Origin of the sequence: Amycolatopsis balhimycina FH 1894 (assembly GCF_000384295.1) — a bacterium.
Lineage (GTDB): Bacteria > Actinomycetota > Actinomycetes > Mycobacteriales > Pseudonocardiaceae > Amycolatopsis > Amycolatopsis balhimycina.
In genome coordinates this window covers 5850574-5875037 of sequence record NZ_KB913037.1, presented here as the reverse complement: position 1 = coordinate 5875037, position 24464 = coordinate 5850574, and the positions used below count along the sequence as shown (strand labels likewise).

General features: G+C 70.1%; 21 protein-coding genes, 2 tRNA genes and 1 pseudogene. 17 read left to right on the top strand and 7 right to left on the bottom strand.

Annotated features, from left to right (window positions below):
• Window positions 1–39: 39 nt before the first annotated feature.
• A tRNA-Thr gene (locus A3CE_RS0126665) sits at window positions 40–112 on the bottom strand.
• A gap of 80 nt (window positions 113–192) precedes the next feature.
• On the bottom strand, window positions 193–2838 hold the full coding sequence (locus A3CE_RS0126660; protein WP_020643167.1) for a putative bifunctional diguanylate cyclase/phosphodiesterase: 2646 nt from the start codon (window positions 2836–2838) through the stop codon (window positions 193–195).
• Between the two features lie 295 nt (window positions 2839–3133).
• Here A3CE_RS0126660 and A3CE_RS0126655 point away from each other — a divergent pair, with 295 nt between their 5' ends.
• The 4 genes and pseudogenes from A3CE_RS0126655 (at window position 3134) to lon (ending at window position 7753) form a co-directional block, all read left to right on the top strand.
• Window positions 3134–4072 carry a GNAT family N-acetyltransferase gene (locus A3CE_RS0126655; protein ID WP_020643166.1) on the top strand — a complete coding sequence of 313 codons (939 nt, stop codon included), beginning with the start codon at window positions 3134–3136 and terminating at the stop codon, window positions 4070–4072.
• Window positions 4073–4144: 72 nt separating this feature from the next.
• Window positions 4145–4999, top strand: coding sequence for an SAM-dependent methyltransferase (locus A3CE_RS0126650; RefSeq protein ID WP_020643165.1), 855 nt, complete (start codon window positions 4145–4147; stop codon window positions 4997–4999).
• Window positions 4996–5127: pseudogene (locus A3CE_RS58740) on the top strand (SAM-dependent methyltransferase); the annotation flags it as partial. The gene A3CE_RS0126650 and the pseudogene A3CE_RS58740, both read left to right, overlap by 4 nt.
• Window positions 5128–5350: 223 nt before the next feature.
• A complete protein-coding gene (lon, locus tag A3CE_RS0126640) occupies window positions 5351–7753 on the top strand; it encodes an endopeptidase La (protein WP_020643164.1) in 2403 nt (800 codons plus the stop codon).
• A gap of 67 nt (window positions 7754–7820) precedes the next feature.
• Here lon and A3CE_RS0126635 read toward each other — a convergent pair whose 3' ends face one another.
• Both A3CE_RS0126635 and A3CE_RS0126630 read right to left on the bottom strand, forming a co-directional pair.
• Entirely contained in the window at window positions 7821–8645 is an 825-nt protein-coding gene (locus A3CE_RS0126635) for a class I SAM-dependent methyltransferase (protein ID WP_020643163.1), read from the bottom strand.
• Window positions 8646–9213: 568 nt separating this feature from the next.
• Window positions 9214–9296, bottom strand: a tRNA-Tyr gene (locus tag A3CE_RS0126630).
• Between the two features lie 129 nt (window positions 9297–9425).
• On the opposite strand from A3CE_RS0126630, the gene A3CE_RS0126625 reads away from it, so the two are divergent.
• The gene (locus tag A3CE_RS0126625) at window positions 9426–9917 is read left to right on the top strand and encodes a YajQ family cyclic di-GMP-binding protein (RefSeq protein WP_020643162.1); all 492 of its coding nucleotides are present in this window, start codon (window positions 9426–9428) and stop codon (window positions 9915–9917) included.
• A 34-nt stretch (window positions 9918–9951) separates the two neighbouring features.
• Here A3CE_RS0126625 and A3CE_RS0126620 read toward each other — a convergent pair whose 3' ends face one another.
• The gene (locus A3CE_RS0126620) at window positions 9952–10620 is read right to left on the bottom strand and encodes a hypothetical protein (RefSeq protein WP_020643161.1); all 669 of its coding nucleotides are present in this window, start codon (window positions 10618–10620) and stop codon (window positions 9952–9954) included.
• Between the two features lie 172 nt (window positions 10621–10792).
• Here A3CE_RS0126620 and A3CE_RS0126615 point away from each other — a divergent pair, with 172 nt between their 5' ends.
• A complete protein-coding gene (locus tag A3CE_RS0126615) occupies window positions 10793–11929 on the top strand; it encodes a sialidase family protein (protein WP_020643160.1) in 1137 nt (378 codons plus the stop codon).
• Between the two features lie 75 nt (window positions 11930–12004).
• Complete coding sequence (gene rfbA / locus A3CE_RS0126610; RefSeq protein WP_020643159.1) at window positions 12005–12886, top strand: glucose-1-phosphate thymidylyltransferase RfbA; 882 nt, start codon at window positions 12005–12007, stop codon at window positions 12884–12886.
• Here the strand turns inward: rfbA and htpX are convergent.
• Window positions 12883–13734 (bottom strand): zinc metalloprotease HtpX, encoded by an 852-nt coding sequence (gene htpX, locus A3CE_RS0126605; protein ID WP_020643158.1) that lies wholly within the window; start codon window positions 13732–13734, stop codon window positions 12883–12885. The genes rfbA and htpX overlap by 4 nt on opposite strands.
• Window positions 13735–13889: 155 nt before the next feature.
• On the opposite strand from htpX, the gene A3CE_RS0126600 reads away from it, so the two are divergent.
• On the top strand, window positions 13890–14858 hold the full coding sequence (locus A3CE_RS0126600) for a YncE family protein (RefSeq protein ID WP_020643157.1): 969 nt from the start codon (window positions 13890–13892) through the stop codon (window positions 14856–14858).
• Window positions 14859–14903: 45 nt separating this feature from the next.
• Here A3CE_RS0126600 and A3CE_RS0126595 read toward each other — a convergent pair whose 3' ends face one another.
• Window positions 14904–15272 (bottom strand): YrdB family protein, encoded by a 369-nt coding sequence (locus A3CE_RS0126595; RefSeq protein ID WP_020643156.1) that lies wholly within the window; start codon window positions 15270–15272, stop codon window positions 14904–14906.
• 197 nt (window positions 15273–15469) lie between these two features.
• Here A3CE_RS0126595 and A3CE_RS0126590 point away from each other — a divergent pair, with 197 nt between their 5' ends.
• From A3CE_RS0126590 to rfbC, 9 genes are read left to right on the top strand one after another with little or no spacing between them, the layout of a single operon-like run.
• Window positions 15470–16702: a class I SAM-dependent methyltransferase gene (locus A3CE_RS0126590; protein ID WP_026468884.1), complete on the top strand. Its 1233-nt coding sequence runs from the start codon at window positions 15470–15472 to the stop codon at window positions 16700–16702.
• A gap of 1 nt (window position 16703) precedes the next feature.
• On the top strand, window positions 16704–17498 hold the full coding sequence (locus A3CE_RS0126585) for a glycosyltransferase family protein (RefSeq protein WP_020643154.1): 795 nt from the start codon (window positions 16704–16706) through the stop codon (window positions 17496–17498).
• The gene (locus A3CE_RS0126580; RefSeq protein ID WP_020643153.1) at window positions 17495–18142 is read left to right on the top strand and encodes a PIG-L deacetylase family protein; all 648 of its coding nucleotides are present in this window, start codon (window positions 17495–17497) and stop codon (window positions 18140–18142) included. The genes A3CE_RS0126585 and A3CE_RS0126580 overlap by 4 nt, the downstream gene beginning before the upstream one ends.
• Window positions 18143–18147: 5 nt before the next feature.
• On the top strand, window positions 18148–19167 hold the full coding sequence (locus A3CE_RS0126575) for an NAD-dependent epimerase/dehydratase family protein (RefSeq protein WP_020643152.1): 1020 nt from the start codon (window positions 18148–18150) through the stop codon (window positions 19165–19167).
• Window positions 19167–20447, top strand: coding sequence for a DUF4910 domain-containing protein (locus tag A3CE_RS0126570; protein ID WP_020643151.1), 1281 nt, complete (start codon window positions 19167–19169; stop codon window positions 20445–20447). Before A3CE_RS0126575 ends, A3CE_RS0126570 begins: the two co-directional genes overlap by 1 nt.
• Before the next feature lie 5 nt (window positions 20448–20452).
• Window positions 20453–21778, top strand: a complete 1326-nt coding sequence (locus A3CE_RS0126565) for an MATE family efflux transporter (protein ID WP_020643150.1) — start codon at window positions 20453–20455, stop codon at window positions 21776–21778.
• A 7-nt stretch (window positions 21779–21785) separates the two neighbouring features.
• Entirely contained in the window at window positions 21786–22730 is a 945-nt protein-coding gene (locus tag A3CE_RS0126560; RefSeq protein WP_020643149.1) for a glycosyltransferase family 2 protein, read from the top strand.
• Complete coding sequence (locus A3CE_RS0126555) at window positions 22727–23911, top strand: polysaccharide pyruvyl transferase family protein (RefSeq protein ID WP_020643148.1); 1185 nt, start codon at window positions 22727–22729, stop codon at window positions 23909–23911. Before A3CE_RS0126560 ends, A3CE_RS0126555 begins: the two co-directional genes overlap by 4 nt.
• The gene (gene rfbC, locus A3CE_RS0126550) at window positions 23908–24456 is read left to right on the top strand and encodes a dTDP-4-dehydrorhamnose 3,5-epimerase (protein ID WP_020643147.1); all 549 of its coding nucleotides are present in this window, start codon (window positions 23908–23910) and stop codon (window positions 24454–24456) included. The genes A3CE_RS0126555 and rfbC overlap by 4 nt, the downstream gene beginning before the upstream one ends.
• Window positions 24457–24464 lie beyond the last annotated feature (8 nt).

The following is a 24464-nucleotide window of genomic DNA, read 5'->3' as shown; positions in this document are numbered from 1 at the left end:
CAAGCCGCGACACGCAGGCGTGACGCGGCTGAGGTCGTGAGCCCCTTTACGGAATCGAACCGTAGACCTTCTCCTTACCATGGAGACGCTCTGCCGACTGAGCTAAAGGGGCCTGGCCTCTCGCGAGGACTTGGAAAGATTACCAACCCGCGTCACCCGGCCGTGCAGCCGGGGTCGCGAAAGAGCAAAACCTCAGGTCAGCAGGGTCAGCACGGTCTCCGAGTGCCGCCCCGGCGAGCGCGCCGTGCGGGCCTGCAGCCACGCCTCCAAGCGGTCCTCCGGCAGCGGGCGCGAGATCAGGTAACCCTGGGCGACGTCACAGCCCATCGCCTCGAGCTGGTCGCGGGCCACGTCCTCCTCGACGCCCTCGGCGACCACCGTCAGGCCGAGCGAGTGGCCCAGCTCGACGATCGAGCGCACCACGGCGAGGTCACCCAGGTCGGTTCCCATGCCGAGGACGAAGCTCTTGTCGATCTTGACCTGGTCGACCGGCAGCTGACGCAGGTACGCCAGCGACGAATAGCCCGTCCCGAAGTCGTCCACCGCCAGGGTGATGCCCAGCGAGTGCAGCTCGCGCAGGATCGGCAGCGCCTTCTGCGGGTCGGACATCACACCGGACTCGGTCAGCTCGAACGTCAGCAGCTCCGGCGGGATGCCGACGCGCTCCAGCTCGCGGGCCACCTTGTTCGGGAAGTCCTCGTCGGCGAGGTTGCGCACCGACAGGTTGACCGCCACCGAGATCCGCAGGCCCTCGTCGAGCCACTTGCGGCAGCGCTTCAGGGCCTCGCCGAGCACGAACGACGTCAGGACGCCGATCAGGCCCGCCGCTTCGATGGCCGGGACGAACTCGTCCGGGCCGAGCCTGCCGAACTCCGGGTGCACCCAGCGGACGAGCGCCTCGACGCCCTGCACCTGCCGGTTCGGCAGGGTGATCTTCGGCTGGTAGTGCACGCTGACCTGGCCGTCCTCGAGGGACTGCCGGAACTGCGTCACCATCTGGAAGCGCCGCAGGAAGATCTGGCCCATGCTCGGCACGTAGCCGCGGACCTCTTCGCCGCCCTTCGTCGCGCGGACGGCGACGTCGGCGCGCTGCAGCAGGCCTTCGACGTCGACGACGTCGCCGGGTTCGTCCGTGGACGTCGTCGCGTAGCCGATCATCGCGTTCGCCTCGACCGACAGCCGGTCGACCGGGTACGGCGCGGAGAGCTCTTGCCGCAGCCGTTCGGCCGCGTGGTGGGCGTCCTCCGGCGGGCAGCCGACGAGCAGCGCCGCGAAGGACGCGCCTTCGAGGCGGGCGAGCGGGACGTCGGGGCCGAGCGCGTCGCGGATGCGGCGGCCGGCGGCGACGACCATCCGGTCGGCCCAGGCGTAGCCGAGCGCGTCGCTGACCGTCGAAAAGACGTCGAGGTCGATCCGCAGCACCACAGCGTTGGCGAAGTCCCGCAACGGCTCCTTCGCCACCTGGCGGAAGCCCTGCCGGTTGAGGTGCCCGGTGAGCGGGTCGTGGTAGGCGTCGTGGCGCAGCGTCGCCACCAGGCGCCGGTTGTCCAGCGACGTCGCGAGGTGGCTGGCCATCGTGCCGAGCAGCTGGACGTCGTACTTGCCGAACCCGCGCCAGCGGGACAGCCGGTCGTGCGCCTCGACGACGCCGAGCAGCCGGTTCGCGCTGCGCAGCGGGACGACGAGCGCCTCCTGCGCGCCGCGGTCGAGCAGCGCCGCGCGGACGTCGGGGTTGGCCTCGGTGATCCGGAAGTGGCGGACGTGTGCGCCGGGCAGCCGCAGCAGCGGGTCGTCGGCGGCGGGGTCGGCGGGCGGCAGGTCGTCGCCCGCGACGACGACCCGCATGGTGTCCTTCTGCTCCAGCCGCAGCCGCAGCACGACACGGCCCGCGGCGAGCTGGTCCTTGATGCGCTCGGCGATCGTCGCCCACTCGCGGACGTCGACGCCGCCGACGAGCTCGTCGGCGCCGCTGGCCGGGCGCGCCGCGGCCTGCTGGCCGGAGCGGGCCACCATCAGGCTGACGTCCGAGAGCGCCTCCATGTCCCGCTGCTCGCGCAGCAGGTCGGAGTACGCCCAGTACAGCGCGGTGAGGCCGAGGAAGACGGCGAGCACCAGCGGCCACGCCTTGGGCGTGGTCGAGATGACGAGGTACCCGGAGAGGCCGACGGACGCGTTGACGAAGCCGACGACGAGGATCCGCCCGGTGAGCCGGACGGCGGTGCTCACGCGCATCCGGCGTCGCAGCACGCGAACCGCGGCCAGTGCGAGCAGTGTGCTCACCAGCGGCGCGGTCAGGGTGCCCGCGAGCGCGGCGAGCCACGGGATCCGGTCACCGGGGCCGGCGAGGTACTTCACCAGCCCCGCGACCGCGAACGCGCCGGTGATCTCGAGCAGGAACGCGCCCGCGTTGTAGAGGACGCGGCCGGCGACCTTCCGCGCCAGCAGCGTGCCGATGCCGGCGATCAGGTGCGCGGCCAGCACGACCTCGAACGGCGCGATGAAGAACCCGATGACGAGCGGGATCTCGGTGAAGGAGATCGTCCAGGAGATGCCGCTGCGGACGTCGACGTTGATGCCGAGCTGCTCGGCGAGCAGGAAGGCGACCGCGAGCACCGGCCCGATCCACAGGAGCTTGGTGTCCCACTGGAACGGCAGCCACGAGCCGACGGCGAACGCGGCGACGAGCCCGATGGTCAGGACGGTGAAGGTGTACGCGCGGAACCGGCGTTCGTCGGTGCGGGCTTCGGCGGAGGCGGGCTGCGGTGGTGTCCCGGAAGCGGCTCCCGGCCCGGGCTGCGCCTGCGCGACGGCGTCGCCGTGGGCGTTGGTGTCCGGCATCCGACCTTCCCTCCCGGCTTGTCCACCGGTGCTGATCCGTGACTTCGGGTGTGGACAAGGGCCATACCGTACCCCGGAGGGCGTACCCGTGTCCCTTTCGAGACAGTAGGAGATCACCCCAGGGTTAACAATGCCTCGAACGCGCTGACCTGCACGGACCACCGAGTGACTGTGACAACCGTGGCTTCGCCCCGGGCCGGGGGCTCCGCCACCCGGACCCCCGCAAGACATCAGGGTGGCCGGGAGCCGGGTGGTTCCCTGCACACGGACGCCCAGGTAGCGCTTCAATGTGCCCATGCACAGCGACGTGATTGCCACCGAACACGCGGCGCGGCTCGCGGCGGTGGATTCCCTGCTCCCCGGTTCTTCTCCGTTCGAAGCGGCCGAAAGCGCCGTGGTGCTGGAGGTGGCGACCGGCGACTCGGCCGCCTCCGGCCTCGCCTCGCGCATCCAGGTCGACCAGGACGCCCCGAACGCGCCGTGGCGGGCGCTGACCGAGCACCGGCTCGACCTCCAGCTGGCCGGCCCGCACCCGGCGGCCGCCCTCGACGCACTCCTCACTCGATGGGATGAACATCTGCGCGCGGTCGCCGAGCGCGGCGACACGGAGACCGCGGCGATCGTCCCGCGCGCCAGCCGGGACGCCGCCGGCGCGCGCGAAATGCTGCACCACGGCTTCGCGCCGCTGCGGGTGATCGCGGTCCGCCCGGCCGAGCGGCTGATCCCGGGAAGCCCGCGCGGGACGCCGGGGGTCAAGATCCGCCGTGCCGAGCCCGGCGACCTCGAAACCGTGGTGGCGCTCGGCATGGAGCTGCACTCGTACGACGCCCAGTACGGCACGGTGAACTGGCGCGCCGGCGTCGAGGACATCATGGCCAAGGACCTCGCCGAGCAGCTGAACCGGCCCGAGCCGCCGCTGTGGATCGCGGAGCTGTACGGCCGTCCGCTCGGCATGGTGAACGTCCAGCACCCCGGCGAGACCGGCTGGATCAGCGACCGCGTCGCCGCGACCCGCGTCGGCTACCTGTCGTCACTGGCCGTCGCCGAGGCCGCGCGGTCGTCCGGCGTCGGCACGGCGCTGGCCACGCACGCGCACCACGTCCTCGACGAGGAGGGCGCCGACGTCGTCCTGCTGCACCACGCAGCGGCGAACCCGCTGTCGACGCCGTTCTGGTACGCGCAGGGCTACCGCCCGCTGTGGACGTACTGGCAGCGTCGACCAGCCGTTCGGTGAACCTCTGGAGGATTACCCTCGGTGCCCGGTCCTTATAGGCTTAGGCCCGGGAGCCGCGAGGGGAGCCTGAAAGTGACCGAGCAGCGGGACGCCGCGCCGAGAGCGCCCGAAGGCGTCGACACCGAGAAGCCGTCCGCGGCCCGGATCTACGACTGGTACCTGGGCGGTACGCAGAACTGGGCCGTGGACCGCGAGTTCGGCAGGCGCATGGAGCAGCAGTGGCCGCTCGTGCGCCCGGGCTCGAAGCAGAACCGCGAGTTCATGAACCGCGCGGTGCGGGCGGCGCTGCGGGCCGGGATCCGGCAGTTCGTCGACCTCGGCTCCGGGGTCCCGACGGCCGGGAACGTGCACGAGGTCGTCGAGGCCGAGCTGCCCGAGGACCACGACGCGAAGGTCGTCTACGTCGACTACGAGCCGGTCGCCGTCGCCCACGCGACACTCATCCTCGAAGAAGGCGTGGCGACCGACTGGGCCGGCATCGTCCAGGCCGACATGCGCGACGCGAAGGCCGTATTGCGCGCCGAAGAGACCAAGCGGCTCATCGACTTCTCGAAGCCGGTCTGCCTGATCATGGCGGCGGTACTGCACTTCGTCGGGCCGGACGACGACCCCGAAGGCCTGCTGGAGGCGTACCGGAACGCGCTCGCGCCGGGCAGCTGGCTGGCGATCTCGCAGATGAGCGAGGGCGACGGCGACGGCCCGTACCTGGAGGGGCTGCGCTGGTTCGTCGAGCAGTACCGGAAGACGAGCAACCCGGTGTGGCTGCGCGACCGCGAGGAGATCGAGCCGCTGTTCGGCGACTGGACCGTGCTGGAGCCGGGCATCGTGCACCTGCCGGACTGGCGGCCCGACCGGAAGATCAACGCCCTGGAGGCGGAGGCCCGCCCGTTCGCGTGGTGCGCCGTCGCGGAGAAACCGGGTGCATGAGCGATACCGCGCCGATCGCGCCCGCCGGGGTCGACACGGAGAAGCCGTCCGCGGCGCGCGTCTACGACTGGTACCTGGGCGGAACGCACCACTGGGCGGTCGACCGCGAGTTCGGACGACGTCACGCGGGAGCTGATCGACTGGTCGGGCCGGTGTGCCTGCTGATGATCACGGTCATGTACTTCATCGGGCCGTCCGACGAGCCGGACGAGTTCGCTTGGTGCGCCGTCGCGCGTCGACCAGGGCCCTGACCTGCACTTTTCTTGATCGCTGTGGGCGAACGCGCTTGGGGAAACAAACATGCCCATCGGAGAGTTGAGCTAGGCAGACTCAACTACACGAGGAGTGCACATGTCCGACACCCGCCTCCTGCCCGTGCTCCCGCTCGATGACGACGTCGTGCTGCCGGGCATGGTCGTCCCGCTCGACCTGACCGACACCGAGACGCGGGCAGCGGTGGAGTCCGCCCAGGCCAAGACGCCGAGCCAGGCGTCCTTCCCCGGCATCCGCTCTTCCGCGGCCACCAAAGCCGAAGTCCTGATCGTCCCGCGCGTCCACGGCGAGTACGCCGAATTCGGCACCGTCGCGACGGTCGAGCGCATCGGCCGCGTGCCCGGCGGCAAGGCCGCCGTCCTGCTGCGCGGCACCGGCCGCGCGCTCGTCGGCCGGATCGCCGACGGCCCCGGCGCCGCCCGCTGGGTGCACGCCGAGGACGCCCCCGAAACCACGAACGACCGGACCGCGCAGCTCGCGGCCGAGTACAAGGCCGTCGTCATGTCGATCCTCCAGCAGCGCGGCGGCTGGCAGCTGATCGACGCCGTCCAGCAGGTCGAAGAGCCGTCCGCGGTCGCCGACCTGTCCGGCAACGCGCCGTACCTCGACACCGGCCAGAAGCTCGAGCTGCTGTCCACATTGGACGTCAGCGCCCGCCTCGAGAAGGCGCTCGAGTGGAGCAAGGAGTACCTCGCCGAGCTCGAGGTGACCGACACGATCCGCAAGGACGTCGCCGAGGGCATGGAGAAGCAGCAGAAGGAATTCCTGCTGCGCCGCCAGCTCGAAGCCATCCGCAAGGAGCTCGGCGAGCTCGACGGCACCGCGCAGGACGACGACTACCGCGCCCGCGTCGAAGCCGCCGACCTGCCCGAGCACGTGAAGAAGGCCGCACTGTCCGAAGTGGACAAGCTGGACCGCACGTCCGAGCAGTCCCCCGAAGGCGGCTGGATCCGCACCTGGCTGGACACCGTCCTGGAGCTGCCCTGGAACGAGCGCACCGAGGACGTCTACGACATCGCCGCGGCGCGGGCCGTCCTGGACGCCGACCACGCCGGCCTCGACGACGTCAAGGAACGCATCATCGAGTACCTGGCCGTGCGCAAGCGTCGCGCGGAATCGGGTCTCGGCCCGGTCGGCGGACGGCGTTCCGGCGCGGTGCTCGCCCTCGCGGGCCCTCCCGGGGTCGGCAAGACGTCGCTGGGTGAGTCCGTCGCGAAGGCCATGGGCCGCCAGTTCGTCCGGGTCGCCCTCGGCGGCATCCGCGACGAAGCGGAGATCCGCGGCCACCGCCGCACCTACGTCGGCGCGCTGCCCGGCCGGATCGTCCGCGCCATCAAGGAAGCCGGCTCGATGAACCCGGTCGTGCTGCTCGACGAGATCGACAAGGTCGGCGCCGACTACCGCGGCGACCCGACCGCGGCGCTGCTCGAAGTGCTGGACCCGGAGCAGAACCACACGTTCCGCGACCACTACCTCGAGGTCGAGCTGGACCTGTCCGACGTCGTGTTCCTGGCGACGGCCAACGCGCTCGAGACCATCCCCGGCCCGCTGCTGGACCGCATGGAGCTCGTCACGCTGGACGGCTACACCGAGCACGAGAAGGTCACCATCGCCCGCGACCACCTGCTCCCCCGCGAGCTGGAGCGCGCCGGACTGGCCACTTCGGACGTCGTCCTGACGGACGCCGCGTTCAGCCGGATCGCCGCCGAGTACACCCGTGAGGCGGGTGTGCGCGACGCGAACCGGACGATCGCGAAGGTGCTGCGGAAGATCGCGACGAAGGTGGCTTTGGACGAGGTCGCGCTGCCGCTGACGGTGGACGCCGCTGATCTGGACACGTACCTCGGCCGGCCCCGGCACATCCCGGAGTCGTCGCTGCCGGCGTCGACCCAGCGCACGGCGACCCCGGGCGTGGCGACCGGCCTGGCGGTGACGGGGGCCGGCGGTGACGTCCTCTACATCGAGGCGTCGCTGGCGGACCAGGAGTCCGGCGCGTCCGGGCTGCAGCTGACCGGTCAGCTCGGCGACGTGATGAAGGAGTCGGTGCAGATCGCGCTGTCCTACCTGCGTTCGCACGGCGCGGAGCTGGAGCTGCCGGTCGGTGACCTGAAGAACCGCGGCATCCACGTGCACGTCCCGGCGGGCGCGGTCCCGAAGGACGGGCCGTCGGCGGGCGTCACGATGACGACGGCGCTGGCGTCGCTGCTCTCCGGCCGCGTGGTCCGCGCGGACGTCGCGATGACCGGCGAGGTGTCGCTGACCGGCCGGGTGCTGCCGATCGGTGGCGTCAAGCAGAAGCTGCTGGCCGCGCACCGCGCGGGGATGAAGACGGTGATCATCCCGCAGCGCAACGAGCCGGACCTCGACGACGTCCCGGCCGAGGTGCTCGCCCAGCTGGACGTCCACGCGGTGGCGAACGTCCGCGAGGTCCTGGACCTCGCCCTGACCCCGGCTTCGACGCCGGTTCCCCAGGCGGCGTAACCCCGAGCGCCGCCACCTGGAGAACGGCCGGTTTCCCGTCCCCGCGGAAACCGGCCGTTCTTCGCGTTCAGAGCCGCCGGGCGGCGATCAGGTACCCGGTGCCGAGCCAGCGCTTCGCGCCGCGGGCGATCGTCGTCTCCGGGTGCGCGCGCCACGAGCGGTCCCAGCGGCGGACCAGGCGGTCGAACGGCGGCACCGACGCGGTGACGTCGTAGGCGATGACCTCCTCCGGTTGCAGGCCCGCGCGCCACAGGAGTTCCCGCAGGCGCCGCGGGGTGAGCGCGACGATCCCGGTGCGGCGGGCGCCGTGCCGTCTCGACGGCGGGACACCGACGGCGCGTTCCAGTGCGCCGAGGGTCCGGCGGGCGGGCCAGAAGACGCCCCATTCGAAGAGCCGGTACGGGCTCTTGGGGTTCAGCATCGTCGTCACGACGAGCCCGCCGGGCCGCGCGACGCGGGCGACTTCGTGCAGGGCGAGCGCTGCGTCGGTGTACTCGAGGACGCCCATGGCGAGGACGACGTCGAACTGCCGGTCGGCGAACGGCATCTCCTGGATGTCCCCGACGGACAGCCGCACCTCGGTGCCGGCCCGCGCCGCGACGGCGTCGACCATCGCCGGGGACTGGTCGCACGCGGTGATGCGGAAGTCGCCACGCCGCGTGTCGAGCAGGTGGCGCACCATCATCCCCGGCCCGCAGCCGACGTCGAGCAGGTCGCCGCCGGGGCAGCCGTCGAGGACCTGGTCGATGGCGTGGCGCCGCGAATGGTGGTAGCGCGCGGTGGGTCCCCATCCGGCGTGGTCGTTCGCGTAGCCGGCGACGAGCGCGGGCTCGGCGTACTGCACCCGGACCAGTTCCTCACGGACGGGTCGCAACGTCGCGGTAGTGGACATGTGCTCCTCCAACGGCTCGGTGAATTCCCCGGAAGCCCTGCACCCCGAACTGGGGTCGAGTCGCTCAAGAAAGCTGTTACGCGCGATCAGGTACGTTTCAGAAATAAGGTCGAAAGGCCGAACGAGCCTTCGGCCGAATTGTCCATCGAAGCCATCCGAATCGTCGATCCACCGGACAACCAGCGGATCACCAGACGATATCCCCCAAATAACACATAGCCGACGAACAGCCCCGTTACCTGCAGTCACCAGCGAAAATCGACACCAACCGCGCCAAGAACAACCAACGAATCGAACCACACGAGCTCGAGGACAAGACGCCGGAAATACGTCACCATCACCACCCGGAGCCAATCGCCGAATTAACCGCACCCGACTGCGAAATCGCCTAGTCCATTTGAGCGACGGTTCCCACAGTGAAACAGGCACTTGCCCACCAGGGCGACCACGGCCGGGGGTCCAGAGGGCGGAGCCCCTTGGCGGGGGCTTGGGGATTCGACCCCCAAAGGACACAACGAAGAGAGCCCTGTCTGCGCTTTCCGCAGACAGGGCTCTCGACGAACGAGGGTGGCGGGTGAGGGATTCGAACCCCCGTAGGCATAAGCCAACTGGTTTACAGCCAGTCCCCTTTGGCCACTCGGGTAACCCGCCCAGGCCGGTCGTACCGGCCGGGGAGAAGCTTACCCAAGGGTCCTCGGTGGGGGTCAACCGGGATACCCATCCCCCGGTGGGGGCTAGGCTGGGTGGCCCCTGACTAGCGAGTACGAGGTGTGAGGACACGTGGCGGATCCCTCTTTCGACGTCGTGAGCAAGGTCGACCGCCAGGAGGTGGACAACGCGCTGAACCAGGCGAGCAAGGAGCTCGGGACGCGGTTCGACTTCCGCGGCACGGGTACGGCGATCAGCTGGGCCGGTGAGGAGGCGGTCACGATCGAATCCGAGACCGAGGAGCGCGCGCTGGCCGCGGTGGAGGTGTTCAAGGAGAAGCTGATCAAGCGCAGCATCTCGCTGAAGGCCTTCGAAGCCGACGAGCCGGCGCTGTCGGGCAAGATCTACAAGGTCTCGGGCAAGATCCTCCAGGGCATCGCCTCGGACAAGGCGAAGCAGATCGCCAAGTTCATCCGCGACGAGGGCCCGAAGGGCGTGCAGGCCCAGATCCAGGGCGACCAGCTGCGGGTCTCGGGCAAGAAGAAGGACCAGCTGCAGGAGGTCATCGCCCTGCTGAAGGGCAAGGACTTCGAGATCGCGCTGCAGTTCACCAACTACCGGTGACGCCGCCGCGGGCACCCGGGCTCCGGGTGCCCGCTCAGGACGGCGTCAGCGTCCAGCTCGCCTCGTAGCCGTCCACCCTCAGCAGGGCCGGACCGCGGACGTCGCATTCCACCTGGGTGTCGCCGATCTCGTTGACCAGGAGGTCGCGCTTCTCCGGGGAGATCACCCACAGCGCGACGTTGTTGGGCGTCTTCGCCGCGAACTGGACGCGTGTCACCCCGGCCGGGAGCTTCAGGACCGCGTCGCCCGTGCCTTTCGCCGGCTTGCCGCTCTCCGCTGTCGTCAAGCTCCGGTGGTCCGCGATCGTCGCCGTCCATGCGGCGGTCGCGCGGATCGTCACCGTCCTCGTCGGCCGGTCCGGGTACGTGTTCAGCCACGTCGTGCCCTTGTACGCGCCGATCGCGTTGACCAGGCCGTCCTCGCCGCCGTCCGTGTCGATCAGCACGTTGCCCGAGCACTTCGGGCAGTCGAACGTGAAGAAGCCCAGCTGATCGGCGGGCCAGCTCGTGGTGAACTCGCCGCTGCCCTTGCCCGTGTGCGTTTCGGCCGGCAGGTCGCGTGGGGCCGGCCTGGGCGGTGTGGTGAGGGGAACCGTCGCGGCCGGATGGCCGGACGGCCTTTCGAGGATCTCGCCGTAGCCGCCGGCGGGCGCGCACGCCGAGGTCAGCACCACGAGCAGCAACCAGGACAGCCTGAATTTCATCGTTCCCCCTCGGGACCCGCCACTGGCCCCTCCCGTGATCTTTCGGCGACCTTTGCCGGAGCGTTACCGCATGATCCGTCACCCGAACGCGCGAATGGGCCGCGTGACTCCCGCCCAACCCCGCCGGCTGCGTGTTGTAATCGCGCCGTCACCGCGTGGAAAGGGGTCAACGATGCGCCGCTTGCTCGTCTTCGTGCTGACGCTCACCTCCGTCGCGGCGATGCTGACGCCGGCGAACGCCGCCGAGCGCCGGCAGCTCGTGCCCGGCTTCGGCGCCTACGCGCGGCTGATCCGGCTCGAGCACTCCGTCGTCGGCCGCGGGCGCATCATCGCCACGCTGTCCAGCGAAGACGCCGGTGGCAAGTTCACCCCGGTCCTGGAGAGCACCGACGAGGGCGAGTCGTTCCACGAGATCGGCGAGATCCACGACGACGAGGGCTGGTCCGGCATGTGCTGCGGAACCGTCTACGAGCTGCCGCAGCGCGTCGGCAAGCTCCGGGCCGGCACGCTGCTGTGGGCTGCGTCCTACCGGCAGGACGCCGGGCCGCGGCGCCGCGTCGGGATCCGGGTCTGGGCCAGCCGGGACGGCGGCCGCTCGTGGACCTTCCTGTCCGAGGCCGCGCGGTCGCACAACATCGACGGCATCTGGGAGCCGGAGTTCACCGTCGACGCCGGCGGCACGCTGTGGCTCCACTTCGCCGACGAGACGCAGGCGCCGAAGTACGCGCAGGTGCTCAACCGGGTCGCCTCGACCGACGGCGTGACCTGGGGCACCAAGCAGCTCACCATGGCGATCCCGCCGGACCGCGTCCGGCCCGGCATGCCGATCATCCGGCGGCTGCCCGACGGCCGCTACTACTTCGCCTACGAGATCTGCAACTTCCGCGACCGCTACTGCGACCCGTACTTCAAGATCTCGCCCGACGGCGCCAACTGGGGTGATCCCGCCGACCCCGGCACCCGGGTCGAGACCGCCGACGGCGGCTACTTCCAGCACGCGCAGACGATCACGCTGTTCCCCGGCGGCCCGAACGGTGTGCGGATCGTCATGGTCGGGCAGATCTACACCGACGCCAAGGGCAAGCCGCGGCCGCAGAACGGCCAGGTGCTGCTGGCGAACGACGACTTCGGCAGCGGCCACTGGTACGAGCTGCCCGCTCCCGTGCACATCACCGGCATCTGGAACAACTTCTGCCCCAACTACTCCTCGACGCTGCTGCCGGTCGACGACGGCCGGAACGTGCTGGAGATCGCGACCGAGGACAACGCCGGCTGCCGAGCCTACTTCGGCAAGGGACCGGCCTTCTAGCCATTCTTCACTTGGACACCAGACCGGCCCGTAGGGTGGGGCGGGTCGAGGTCGCCGAGGAGAGGGAGACAGTTCATGAAGGGCATCGTGCTGGCCGGAGGCAGCGGGACCCGCCTGCACCCGATCACCCAGGCGGTGTCGAAGCAGCTGCTCCCGGTCTACGACAAGCCGATGGTGTACTACCCCATCTCGGTGCTGATGCTGGCCGGGATCCGCGAGATCCTCGTCATCTCCACCCCCACCGACCTCCCGATGTTCCGCAAACTGCTGGGCAACGGCGACCAGTTCGGCGTCTCGTTCTCCTACGCCGAGCAGCCCAGCCCGAACGGCCTGGCCGAGGCCTTCGTGATCGGCGCGGACTTCATCGGCGACGACGACGTGGCGCTCGTGCTCGGCGACAACATCTTCTACGGCCAGGGCTTCTCCGGCCGCCTGCAGCAGGCCGTGCGCGAGCTCGACGGCTGCGTCCTGTTCGGCTACCCGGTCAAGGACCCCGAGCGCTACGGCGTCGGCGAGGTCGGTCCGGACGGCAAGCTGATCACCATCGAGGAAAAGCCGGTGAAGCCGCGGTCGAACAAGGCGATCACCGGGCTGTACTTCTACGACAACCAGGTCGTCGACATCGCCCGGTCGCTGGCGCCGTCGGCGCGCGGTGAGCTCGAAATCACCGACGTCAACCTCACCTACCTGCGCCAGGACCGCGCCACGCTGGTCGAGCTCAGCCGCGGGTTCGCCTGGCTCGACACCGGCACGCACGACTCGCTGCTCGAGGCGGGCCAGTTCGTGCAGGTGCTGGAGCACCGCACCGGCGTACGCATCGCGTGCCTCGAAGAGATCGCGCTGCGCATGGGCTTCATCGACGCCGACGAGTGCTACACGCTGGGCGAGAAGCTGGCGAAGTCCGGCTACGGCGACTACGTGAAGGCCGTCGCCGCAGCGGCGGGAGCCACCGCCTAGAACTGGCGGCGGGCCAGCTCCTCGAGCCGGCGGATCCGGTCCTCGATCGGCGGGTGGGTCGAGAACAGCTTGCTGAGGCCCTCGCCCGGACGGAACGGGTTCGCGATCATCAAGTGGGACTGCGAGACCAGCTGCGGCTCCGCCACCAGCGGCCGCGCCCGCGTCCCGGCCTCCAGCTTCCGCAGCGCCGAGGCCAGGCCCAGCGGGTCACCGGTCAGCTCCGCGCCGGACGCGTCGGCCTGGTACTCCCGCGATCGGCTGACACCCATCCGGATGACGGCGGCCGCGATCGGCCCGACGAAGATCAGCATCAGGCTGACCAGCGGGCTGCCGTCGCGGTTGTTGCCGCCGAAGAACAGCGCGATGTTCGCGAGCACGCTGATCAAGCTGGCCAGCGCACCGGCGACGCACGAAATGAGGATGTCGCGGTTGTAGACGTGGGACAGCTCGTGGCCGAGCACCGCCCGCAGCTCACGCTCGTTCAGCAGCTCCAGGATGCCGGTGGTGCAGCACACCGCGGCGTGGCGCGGGCTGCGGCCGGTCGCGAACGCGTTGGGCGCGGCCGTCGGGCTGAGGTAGAGCTGCGGCATCGGCTGGCGGGCGACGTGCGCGAGCTCGCGCACGATCCGGTACATCGCGGGCTGCTCGACCTCGGACACCGGACGCGCCCGCATCGCGCGCAACGCCAGCTTGTCCGAGTTGAAGTAGGCGAACGCGTTCATGCCCAGGGCGATGACCAGGCCGATGACCAGGGCACCCCGGCCGAAGAGCCCGCTGATCGCGACGATGATCGCCGACAGCAGGCCGAGCAGCAATGCCGTCTTGAGTCCGTTCTGGTGCCCGTGCACGCGCGCTCGCCTCCGTCCGCTCTCCAAGTGGGTTACCCAGTGGAAACAACGCGATCGGGGGACGCGAAGTTCCTTCACGTGGTGATGGCGCGGGTTACGCTCGGCAGGAAGTCGATCACGAGCGGAGGCGGCTGGAAGACGAAAGGACGGCGGCGATGCCCGGTGGCGTGCTACGCCGGAGAACCCTGTTCACGCTGGTCACAGCGGGTGCCGGGGTCCTCGCGCTGCCCGGGTCCGCGTGGGCGGAGGACGTCCGGTCGATCGACCTCGGCGGGGCGCCGGACCGGGTCGCGGTGAACCCTGTCACCGGCCTCGGCTACGTCACCGATCCCCAGGCCGGGACGGTGTCGGTCGTGGATCCCCGTAGCGCGTCGATCGACGAGGTGCTCCACGTCGGCGGCGAACCCCGCGACGTCGCGGTCGACGCGAAGGCCGGCCGGGTCTACGTCGCGAACCCGCCGGCGGGCACCGTGGTGGTACTGGACGGCCGGACCCACGACCTGGTGAGCGTCGTCGGCGCGGGCGCCGGCGCGTCGGCGCTCGCGGTCGACGAGCGGGCCGACCGCGTCTACGCGGCCAGCGGCAGCACCGGCACGCTCGCCGTGCTCGACGGCGTGAGCTGCACGCTGGTGGCGCTCGTGCCGGGCCCGAAGCCGAGCCTCGCCGGGATCGGCGTCGACCCCGGCCGCAAGCTCGCCTACTGCGCCAGCACCACCACGGATTCGGTCGAGGTCTTCTCCATCGACACCGGGAAGTTCGTCGCTTCGGTGAAGGTCGGGCGCAATCCGACCGGTGTCGCGGTGCACTACGACAGCGGCACGGTGTACGTCGCGAACTCCGGCATCCACCACATGTCCATTGTGGACGCCGGGACGCGCACCGAGCGCAAGACCGTGCTGCTGCGCAGCGAATCGTCCGCGCTGGCCGTGCACCAGGGCACGAACACGGTGTACACCAACGGCGGGCAGAACGGGATCGGCCGGGTCGACGGCACGGCCGGCACGCTGAGCGGCGAGCTGTCGCTGGGCATCAACCCCGGCGCCGTCGCCGTCGACCAGCGCACGCGCACGGTGTGGGTCACGGACCCGTTGCACGGCAGGATCTTCCTCGTCCGCGACTTCTGACCCGCCCTTCGCCGGAACCCTTTCCGCCGGACGGCTCCGGTGCGTTCAGCCGTCTTTGGCGGCCACCCGGGTGAGCGCCGCGATGCCGATCCCGGCGACCGCCACCACGATGCCGGTGACCAGCCAGCCCAGCAGTGCCAGCACCACGCCGGTGACCGCGAAGAGGGCGAACTCCAGCAGGAAGCGGGCCGGTTCCGGGAGGCGGCGGCGTGCCCGCGGGGCGATGAACAGGCCCCAGAGCGCGGCCGCGGCGACCGGCAGCAGGACCGCGTCGACAATCGCCGGCACGACCCCGCCGCCGAGTTGGCTGCCTGCCAGAGCCAGGCCGCCCAGCAGGACCAGCTCGGTCAGGAAGCGGACCGTCAGCACCACGCCCCTGAACCCGCTGAGGCGGGGGCCCGTCTCCGAAGTCATCCGGCCAGCCTAGGGGCGGTCCACTGTGGACGTTACGGGTCCGGACGGGTACCCTCGGTGATCTCTGCCACAGTTTACCGCCTCAGGTTGCGGTTCCGAATCGGTCCACCTGGCGCTCGCGCCCCGGTGTAACGGCGATCCACCCCTGCTCGACGTGTCTAACGCATATCGCGACCGCGAGCCAAGGAGCCTGGTAGATGACCACATGTCGACTCTGCGGTTCGACAAACACGGCCAGTGTCGTCGACCTCGGCGCGACTCCCCCGTGTGAGCGATTTTTGACGGCGGAGCAGCTCGACGAGCCGGAAGCCACCTTCCCGCTCCACCTGAAGGTGTGCACCGATTGCTGGCTCGCCCAGATCCCGCCGCTGATCGACCCCGACGACACCTTCACCGAGTACGCGTACTTCTCGTCCTTCTCGACGTCGTGGGTCGAGCACGCGAAGCGGTTCGTCGACGGCTCGGTCGAGCGGCTCGGGCTCGGCGAGAAGTCGTTCGTCGTCGAGGTGGCGAGCAACGACGGATACCTGCTCAAGCACGTCGTCGGGCACGGGATCCGGTGTCTGGGCGTGGAACCTTCGGTGAACGTCGGGCAGGCGGCGCGTGACGCCGGCGTGCCCACCCTGACGGCCTTCCTCTCCGAGGAAACCGGCCTGAAGGTGCGCGAGGAGCACGGGCCGGCCGACCTCGTGGCCGCGAACAACGTCTACGCGCACATCCCCGACGTCCTCGGCTTCACCAAGGGCCTGCGCGCCCTGGTCGCGGACGACGGCTGGGTCTCCATCGAGGTCCAGCACCTGCTCACGCTGATCGAAAAGAACCAGTACGACACGATCTACCACGAGCACTTCCAGTACTACACGGTCGAATCCGCGCGCCGGGCCCTCGCGACCGGCGGGCTGACCGTGGTCGACGTCGAACTGGTGCCGACGCACGGCGGGTCGATCCGGCTGTGGGCGCGTCCGGCCGAGGTGGCCGACGAGCCCAGCGAGCGGATGACCGACGAGCTGGAGCGCGAAAAGTCCGCCGGGCTGCACGAGCTGTCCGGGTACACCGAGTTCGCCGAGCGCGTCACCCGCGTGCGGCTGGACCTGCTGAAGTTCCTCATCGAGGCGCGCAACGACGGGAAGACCGTCGTCGGCTACGGCGCCCCGGGCAAGGGCAACACCCTGCTGAACCACTGCGGCATCCGGACGGACCTGCTGCAGTACACGGTCGATCGCAATCCGTACAAGCACGGCCGGTTCACCCCGGGCACGCGCATCCCGGTGCTGCCCCCGGAGCGGATCGAAGCCGACCGGCCCGACTACGTGCTCGTTCTCCCGTGGAACCTCCGGGAGGAACTGACCGAACAACTCTCCTACATCGGGGCCTGGGGCGGAAAGCTCGTGTTCCCGATTCCCCACTTGGAAATCGTCGAGGTGCAGTGACGTGAAGGTCGTTCTCTTCTGCGGTGGCTACGGGATGCGGATGCGCAACGGCGCGGCCGACGACGTCCCGAAGCCGATGGCGATGGTCGGTCCGAGACCGCTCATCTGGCACGTGATGCGCTACTACGCGCATTTCGGCCACACCGAATTCATCCTGTGCCTCGGCTACGGCGCGGCGCACATCAAGAACTTCTTCCTGAACTACCAGGAAACCATTTCCAACGACTTCGTCCTCCGCAACGGGCAGGCGGAGCTGCTGTCGACCGACATCGCGGACTGGACGATCACCTTCGTGCAGACCGGCATCGAGTCGCCGATCGGCGAGCGGCTGCGCCGGGTGCGCCCGTACCTCGACGGCGACGAAATGTTCCTCGCGAACTACGCCGACGTCCTGTCCGACGTCCCGCTGCCCGACATGATCGAGCGGTTCTCCAACTCCGACTCGGGCGCCTCGATGATGGTCGTGCCGCCGCAGTCGTCGTTCCACTGCGTGGAAATGGACGAGGGCGGCAAGGTCGGCTCGATCACCGCGGTGAGCGAAATGCCGCTGTGGGAGAACGGCGGCTACTTCGTGCTGCGGCAGGAAGTGTTCGACCACATCCCGGAGAACGGCGACCTGGTCGCCGACGGCTGTGGCGAGCTGGCCAAGCGCGGCCGGCTGGTCGCCTACCCCTACCGCGGGTTCTGGAAGCCGACCGACACGGTCAAGGAGCGGGCGGCGCTGGACTACGCCTACACCCACGGCGAGCGGCCCTGGGCGTTGTGGGAGCGGCAGCCCGCGGCGAGCATCGCGTGATCGGGCTGCGGCCGGGACGGCTCGGCGGCGTCGTCGCCCTCGGTGCGCACTGCGACGACATCGCGATCGGCGCCGGCGGCACGCTGCTGACGCTGTGCGGTTCACGTCCCGGGCTGAAGGTCGACGCGCTGGTCCTGTCCGGCGGCGGCACGCCGCGCGAGGACGAGGAGCGCTCGGCGCTGGCGGCGTTCTGCCCGGGCGCGGACCTCGACGTCACCGTGCTGAAGCTGCCGGACGGGCGCTTCCCGGCGCACTGGGAAGAGGCCAAGAACGCCCTGGAAGAGCTGCGGCGGCGGACCGACCCGGACGTCATCCTGGCGCCGCGCACCGACGACGCGCACCAGGACCACCGCGGCCTCGCCAAGCTCGTCCCGACGGCGTTCCGCGACCACCTGGCGCTGAGCTACGAGATCGTCAAATGGGACGGCGACCTCGGCAGCCCGTCGGTATACCAGCCGCTCGACGACGACGTCGCCGAGGAGAAGGTCCGGCTGCTGCAGGCGCACTACGCGTCCCAGCGGCACCGGCCCTGGTACGACCGCGAGGCCTTCCTCGGGCTGGCCCGCATCCGCGGGATCGAAGCGGCCTCGACGTACGCCGAAGCGTTTTTCGTCAAGAAACTCACTCTCGACCTGAAGGGTTGAATTCGATGCGGGTGTTGCTGACGGGGCACAAGGGCTACCTGGGGACGGTGATGGCCCCGGTGCTCGCCGCCGCCGGCCACGAGGTCGTCGGCCTCGACTCCGGGCTGTTCGAGGACTGCCTGCTCGGGCCCGCCCCCGCCGACCCGGCCGGGCACGCCGTCGACCTGCGGGACGTCACCGCTTCGCACGTCGAGGGCTTCGACGCGGTGATCCACCTGGCCGCGCTGTCGAACGACCCGCTGGGCTCGCTCGCGCCGGAGCTGACCTACGACATCAACCACCACGCGTCGGTGAAGCTCGCGAAGCTGGCGAAGGACGCCGGCGTGCAGCGGTACATCTACGCGTCGACCTGCTCGGTGTACGGCGCGGGCGGCGACAACCTCGTCGACGAGGACGCCCCGCTGCGGCCGGTGACGCCGTACGCGGAGTCGAAGGTGCGCGTCGAAGCCGACGTCCACGAGCTCGCCGACGACGACTTCACGCCGGTGTACATGCGCAACGCGACCGCGTTCGGCTACTCGCCCCGCCTGCGCGGCGACATCGTGCTGAACAACCTGACCGCGCACGCGCACCTGTCCGGCGAGGTGCTGGTGCTCTCCGACGGCACGCCGTGGCGGCCGCTGGTGCACGCCCAGGACATCGCGCGCGCGTTCGCGGCCGCGTTGTCCGCGCCGAAGGAGGCCGTGCACAACAAGGCCTTCAACATCGGCACCGAGGAGAACAACGTCACGGTCGCCGAGATCGCCCAGGAGGTCGTCGAGGCCGTGCCGGGCTCGACGCTGAACATCACCGGCGAGGCGGGCGCCGACCCGCGCTCCTACCGCGTCGACTTCTCGCGCTTCCGCGCGGCGATCCCCGGCTTCACCTGCGACTGGTCGGTCAAGGACGGCGCCGTCGAGCTCATCGAGGCCTACCGCAAGTTCGGGCTCACCCGGGAGTCGTTCCAGCAGCTGTTCACCCGGCTGGCCTGGCTGAACAGCGAGGGCGAAGCCGGCCGCGTCGACTCCACCCTGCGGCGGAAGTAGTGGCGGGCCCGCAGCTGCGGACCGGGGCGGAACTGCACGCCCTGGTCGAGCGGCTGTACCCGCTCTGCCGCAGCATCACCGGCGACGGCGTGCGGCAGACCCTGGACATCATCGGCGAGCACATCGCGCTGGACCGGCACGAAGTCCCGACCGGTACGGCCGTGCTGGACTGGACGATCCCGCAGGAGTGGAACATCCGGGACGCGTACGTCGCTTCGCCGGACGGCTCGCGCGTCATCGACTTCCAGGAGTCGAACCTGCACGTCGTCGGGTACAGCGTCCCGGTGTCGCGGCGGATGCCGCTGAGCGAGCTGCGGGAGCACCTGCACACGCTGCCGGACCAGCCGTCGTGGGTGCCCTACCGGACCAGCTACTACGCCCCGGCCTGGGGCTTCTGCCTCGCGCAGGAGAAGCTCGACGCGCTGCCCGACGGCGACTACGACGTCGTCATCGACTCGACCCTTTCCGACGGCTCACTGACCTACGGCGAGCACGTCGTCCCGGGGCGCGTCACCGACGAGGTCATCGTGTCCTGCCACGTGTGCCACCCGTCGCTGGCGAACGACAACCTCGCCGGCATCGCGGTGGCCATCTCGCTGGCCCAGCAGCTGGCTCTTTCCCAGCCGCACTACACCTACCGGTTCCTGTTCATGCCGGGGACGATCGGCTCGATCACCTGGCTGGCGCGCAACTCTTCGCGGATCGAGAAGGTCAAGCACGGGCTGGTCCTGGCCTGCGCCGGCGACCCGGGAGCGTTGACGTACAAGAAGTCCCGCCGCGACGACGCCGAAATCGACCGCGTGATGCAGCACGTGCTGCGCTCGCGGGAGCATCGAGTTGTCGGCTTCTCGCCGTATGGCTACGACGAGCGCCAGTTCTGCTCGCCGGGCTTCAACCTCGGCGTCGGCTCGCTGACGCGCACGCCGTACGCGGGCTACCCCGAGTACCACACCTCGGCCGACAACCCGGGCTTCGTCTCGCCCGCGGCCATGGAGGACACGCTGGGCGCTTTGCGGGATGCCTTCGGGGTGCTGGACCGCAACCGCCGGTACGTCAACCTCAGCCCGTACGGCGAGCCCCAGCTCGGCAAGCGCGGGCTGTACGACTCGCTCGGCGGCCGCAGCGACGCCAAGCAGGCCCAGATGGCGATGCTGTGGGTGCTCAACCTCTCCGACGGCGAGCACTCACTCCTGGACATCGCCGAACGCGCCGAGCTGCCCTTCGACATCGTCGACGTCGCGGCCCGGGCCCTGCACGACGCCGGCTTGGTCAAGGAGTGAGCGACGTGGCCAACCATCGCCGTGCGCCTCGCTCGATCTTCCGGTCGGGCGCGGTGCGCGCGATGGCCGGACGGTTGAGCTGGGGCCTCGGCGACCAGGCGGTGTCCAGCCTGACCAACTTCGCCGTCGGGCTGTACGTGGCCCGCTCGCTCGGCACGTTCGCGTTCGGCATCTTCAGCCTCGCCTGGGTGACCTACGGCGTGGTGCTCAACATCTCTCGCGGCCTGGCGACCGACCCGCTGATGGTGCGGTTCAGCGCCGTCCCGGAGGACCGGTGGCGGACGGGCGTGGCGAGCGCGTCCGGCACGGCCATCGGGGTCGGCTGCGGGACCGGGCTGGTCAGTTTGATCGCCGGGCTGGCAGCGGGCGGGCCGCTCGGCGACGCGTTCGTCGCGCTCGCCGTGGTGTTGCCTGGCCTGCTCCTGCAGGACGCCTGGCGGTTCGCGTTCTTCGCGAAGGGCGAGGGCAAGAGGGCGTTCGTCAACGACTGCGTCTGGGGCGTGGCCCTGCTCCCGGCGCTGTACGTGGCCGCGCAGGTCCACACGGTGGTCGCCTTCGTGCTCGCGTGGGGGCTTTCCGGTGCGGCCGCGGCCCTCTACGGCTGGTTCCAGACCGGGATCCTCCCGCACCCGCGGGAGATGCTCGGCTGGCTCCGGACCCAGCGCGACCTGAGCATGCGTTATCTGGTCGAGAACGTCAGCAACAGCGGCGCGTCGCAGCTGCGGGCCTACGGCCTCGGCGCCATCGCCGGGATCACCGCGGTCGGCGCGGTCCGCGGCGCCGAACAGCTCCTCGGCCCGTTCCTGGCCCTGCTCATGGGGCTGTCCCTGGTCACCGTCGCCGAGGGCGCGCGGGTCCTTCAGCGGGCGCCGCACCGGCTGAAGCACTTCTGCGTGATCCTCGGCGGCGGTCAGGCCGCCGCGGCGCTGTGCTGGGGCCTCGGCCTGCTCCTCCTGGTACCCGACCGCGCCGGCCGGTGGGTGATGGGCTCGGTGTGGGACTCGTCGTCCCCGCTGATCCTCCCGGTCACCCTCGCCGTGGTCGGCGCGAGCTTCGCCACGGGCGCCGCGGCCGGTCTGCGCGCCCTCGGCTCGGCCAAGCGGAGCCTGCGCTCCCAGCTGGTCGCGTCCCTGTTCTACGTCACGTTCGGCATCACCGGCGCGTTCCTCGGCGGCGCGGCCGGGTCCGCGTGGGGCGTCGCGACGGCCACGCTCAGCGGGTCCGTCGTCTGGTGGCTGCAGCTGCGGCTCGGGCTTCGCGAGTACGTGCCGCCGGGGGCCGACGACCCCACCGTGGTGTTCGAGCCGATCAAAGAGCCGATCAAGGAATGAGGACTCCATGACCACCGTCCCGCGGCTGAGCCTCGGCCTCCCGGTGTACAACGGCGAGGAGTACCTCGCCGAGTCGCTGGACGCCCTGCTCGGCCAGACCTTCGAGGACTTCGAGCTGATCATCTCGGACAACGCCTCCACCGACGGCACCGACGAGATCTGCCGCCGCTACGCCGACAAGGACTCGCGGATCCGCTACGTCCGCCAGCCGAAGAACATCGGCGCGACGCCGAACCACAACTTCGTGTTCGACGTGTCCCGCACCGAGCTGTTCAAGTGGGTCTCCCACGACGACCTCTACGCCCGCGACCTGCTCAAGCGGTGCGTCGAGGCCCTCGACGAGCGCCCGGACGTCATCCTCGCCCACTGCGACCAGGCGATCATCGACGGCGACGGCCGCATCGTCCAGCCGCTCGAGTACACCCTGAACACCGGCTCCCGGCACGCGCCGGACCGGTTCCGCGGCATCCTGTTCGAGCCGGGCGGCGACGACTTCTACGGCGTCATCCGCGCCGACGTCCTCCGCCGCGTCAAGCCGCTCGACAGCTACCACCACGCCGACCGGACCTACTCGGCCGAGATGGCCCTGCACGGCCCGTTCTACCAGGTGCCCGAGCTGCTCTACTTCCGCCGCGACCACCCCGGCCGCGCGGAACGGGCCAACCCGACCATCCGGAGCCGGTGCGCGAATCTGGACCCGCGGCGCGCGAACCGGCTCCGGAATCCCACCGTCCGCCTGCTCGGCGAGTACATCTACGGGTTCGCGGACCTGATCCGGCGCGCACCGATCTCGGCCGCCGACAAGCGCGAGTGCTTCGGTCACCTCGGCGCCTGGCTGACCAACCGGGCCCGCTCCGGCCACGGCGAACGCGTCGAGGACCGCGCACCCACCGCCTCGGACGTCGCCACGGTCAACGAGATCGTGGCCGGCCGGGAAGGCAGGCTCGCGTGAAACGCGCACCACGCGTCGGCGTCTTCGGCCTGCTCGGCTCGGGGAACCTCGGCAACGACGGTTCCCTCGAAGCCGTGCTCGGCTACCTGCGCGCCGAGTACCCGGACGCGGTCCTGGGCGCCCTGGTCGGCGGCCCGGAGATCGTCCGCGAGCGGTACGGCCTCGACGCCACGCCCCTGCACTGGAACCAGTCGGAGTACGAGACAGCGTCCGGCCTGCGCTCGGTCGCCCTCAAGGGCTTCGGCAAGCTGGTCGACATCGCGCGCACCGCGGCCTGGGTCCGGAAGCAGGACGTCGTCATCGTGCCCGGCATGGGCGTGCTCGAAGCGACGCTTCCGTTGCGTCCCTGGGGTTTCCCGTATTCGCTCTTCCTCCTTTCGGCCGCCGGGCGCCTCTTCGGCACCAAGGTGGCGCTCGTCTGCGTCGGTGCGAACCACATCAGCGCCCGAGCCACGCGGACACTGGTCCGCTGGTCCGGCCGGCTCGCCGCCTACCGCTCGTACCGCGACGACATCTCGCGCGACGCCATGCGCGCCATGGGCGTCGACACCCGTGCCGACCAGGTCTATCCCGACCTCGCGTTCTCCCTCCCCACCCCGGACGGCGACGGCGAGCCGGGCACCGTCGGCGTCGGCGTGATGGCCTACTACGGCGGCAACGACGACCGCGCCGAGGCCGACCGCATCTACCGCCACTACGTGGACACGATGAACCGTTTCGTCGCGTGGCTCGTTGACCAGGGCAGAGGAGTCCGGCTCTTCATCGGTGACCGGATCGACCGGCAGGTCGTCGACGAGATCCTCGAGAAAACCGATTCCCCGCTGGTGACGGCGGCTTCGGTGGAGACCCTGGACGAGCTGATGCACGAGATGGCGGCGGTGGACAGCGTGGTGGCCACGCGCTACCACAACGTGCTCTGCGCCCTGAAGGTCGCGAAACCGACCGTGGCGATCGGGTACGCACCGAAGAACGACGTGCTCATGGCGGAGATGGGTCTCGAAGACTTCACCCAGCGGGCGAAGTCCGTCGCCTTCGACCGGCTCGTCGAACAGTTCACCGAACTGGAGAACCGCTCGGCGGAACTGCGCCAGACGCTCCTGGAACGGAACGAGATGAACGCGCAACGGCTCAAGGACCAGTTCGCCGCCCTTTCGGCGGCCCTCTTCGGAGGTGGGCGATGAAGGCCATTCCGGTGCCCGAGATCGACGGGGCGTATCTGTTCGAACCCACCCCGCACGCGGACCAGCGCGGCTTCTTCAGCCGGACGTTCGACCGCGACGTCGTCGCGTCGGCAGGCATCGACCCGGACGGCTTCGTCCAGGACAGCCTTTCCCGCTCTCGCAAGGGGGTTGTCCGCGGAATGCACCTGCGCGGCGGGGCCGGCGAAGCGAAGCTGGTGCGGTGTTCGCAGGGCGCGATCTTCGACGTCGTGGTGGATCTCCGACCGGATTCGCCGACATTCCGGAATATCAAAACTTTCGAACTTTCCGGTGAGACCCAGGTTTCCGTGTACATCCCGGCGGGGTGCGCGCACGGCTTCCAGTCACTCACCGATCCCTCCGACGTTTCGTACCGCATCGATCGGGCCCACAATCCTGAAGAAGACATTACGATTTCGTACAAAGACCCTGAATTGGACATTTCGTGGCCGCTGTCGGTCACAATGGTCAGCGATCGGGACGAACGGGCGCCGTCTCTCGAAGAGGCGTTGAAACCAACGAGGTGAGCCACGAC

Excerpts from the sequence above, each read along its gene's own strand:
- A3CE_RS0126560 (WP_020643149.1), top strand. The coding sequence starts at position 21,786 with ATGACCACCGTCCCGCGGCTGAGCCTCGGCCTCCCGGTGTACAACGGC.
- rfbA (WP_020643159.1), top strand. The coding sequence starts at position 12,005 with ATGAAGGGCATCGTGCTGGCCGGAGGCAGCGGGACCCGCCTGCACCCG.
- A3CE_RS0126655 (WP_020643166.1), top strand. The coding sequence starts at position 3,134 with ATGCACAGCGACGTGATTGCCACCGAACACGCGGCGCGGCTCGCGGCG.
- rfbC (WP_020643147.1), top strand. The coding sequence starts at position 23,908 with ATGAAGGCCATTCCGGTGCCCGAGATCGACGGGGCGTATCTGTTCGAA.
- A3CE_RS0126615 (WP_020643160.1), top strand. The coding sequence starts at position 10,793 with ATGCGCCGCTTGCTCGTCTTCGTGCTGACGCTCACCTCCGTCGCGGCG.
- A3CE_RS0126600 (WP_020643157.1), top strand. The coding sequence starts at position 13,890 with ATGCCCGGTGGCGTGCTACGCCGGAGAACCCTGTTCACGCTGGTCACA.
- A3CE_RS0126595 (WP_020643156.1), bottom strand. The coding sequence starts at position 15,272 with ATGACTTCGGAGACGGGCCCCCGCCTCAGCGGGTTCAGGGGCGTGGTG.
- A3CE_RS0126635 (WP_020643163.1), bottom strand. The coding sequence starts at position 8,645 with ATGTCCACTACCGCGACGTTGCGACCCGTCCGTGAGGAACTGGTCCGG.
- A3CE_RS0126590 (WP_026468884.1), top strand. The coding sequence starts at position 15,470 with ATGACCACATGTCGACTCTGCGGTTCGACAAACACGGCCAGTGTCGTC.
- A3CE_RS0126575 (WP_020643152.1), top strand. The coding sequence starts at position 18,148 with ATGCGGGTGTTGCTGACGGGGCACAAGGGCTACCTGGGGACGGTGATG.
- A3CE_RS0126660 (WP_020643167.1), bottom strand. The coding sequence starts at position 2,838 with ATGCCGGACACCAACGCCCACGGCGACGCCGTCGCGCAGGCGCAGCCC.
- lon (WP_020643164.1), top strand. The coding sequence starts at position 5,351 with ATGTCCGACACCCGCCTCCTGCCCGTGCTCCCGCTCGATGACGACGTC.
- A3CE_RS0126620 (WP_020643161.1), bottom strand. The coding sequence starts at position 10,620 with ATGAAATTCAGGCTGTCCTGGTTGCTGCTCGTGGTGCTGACCTCGGCG.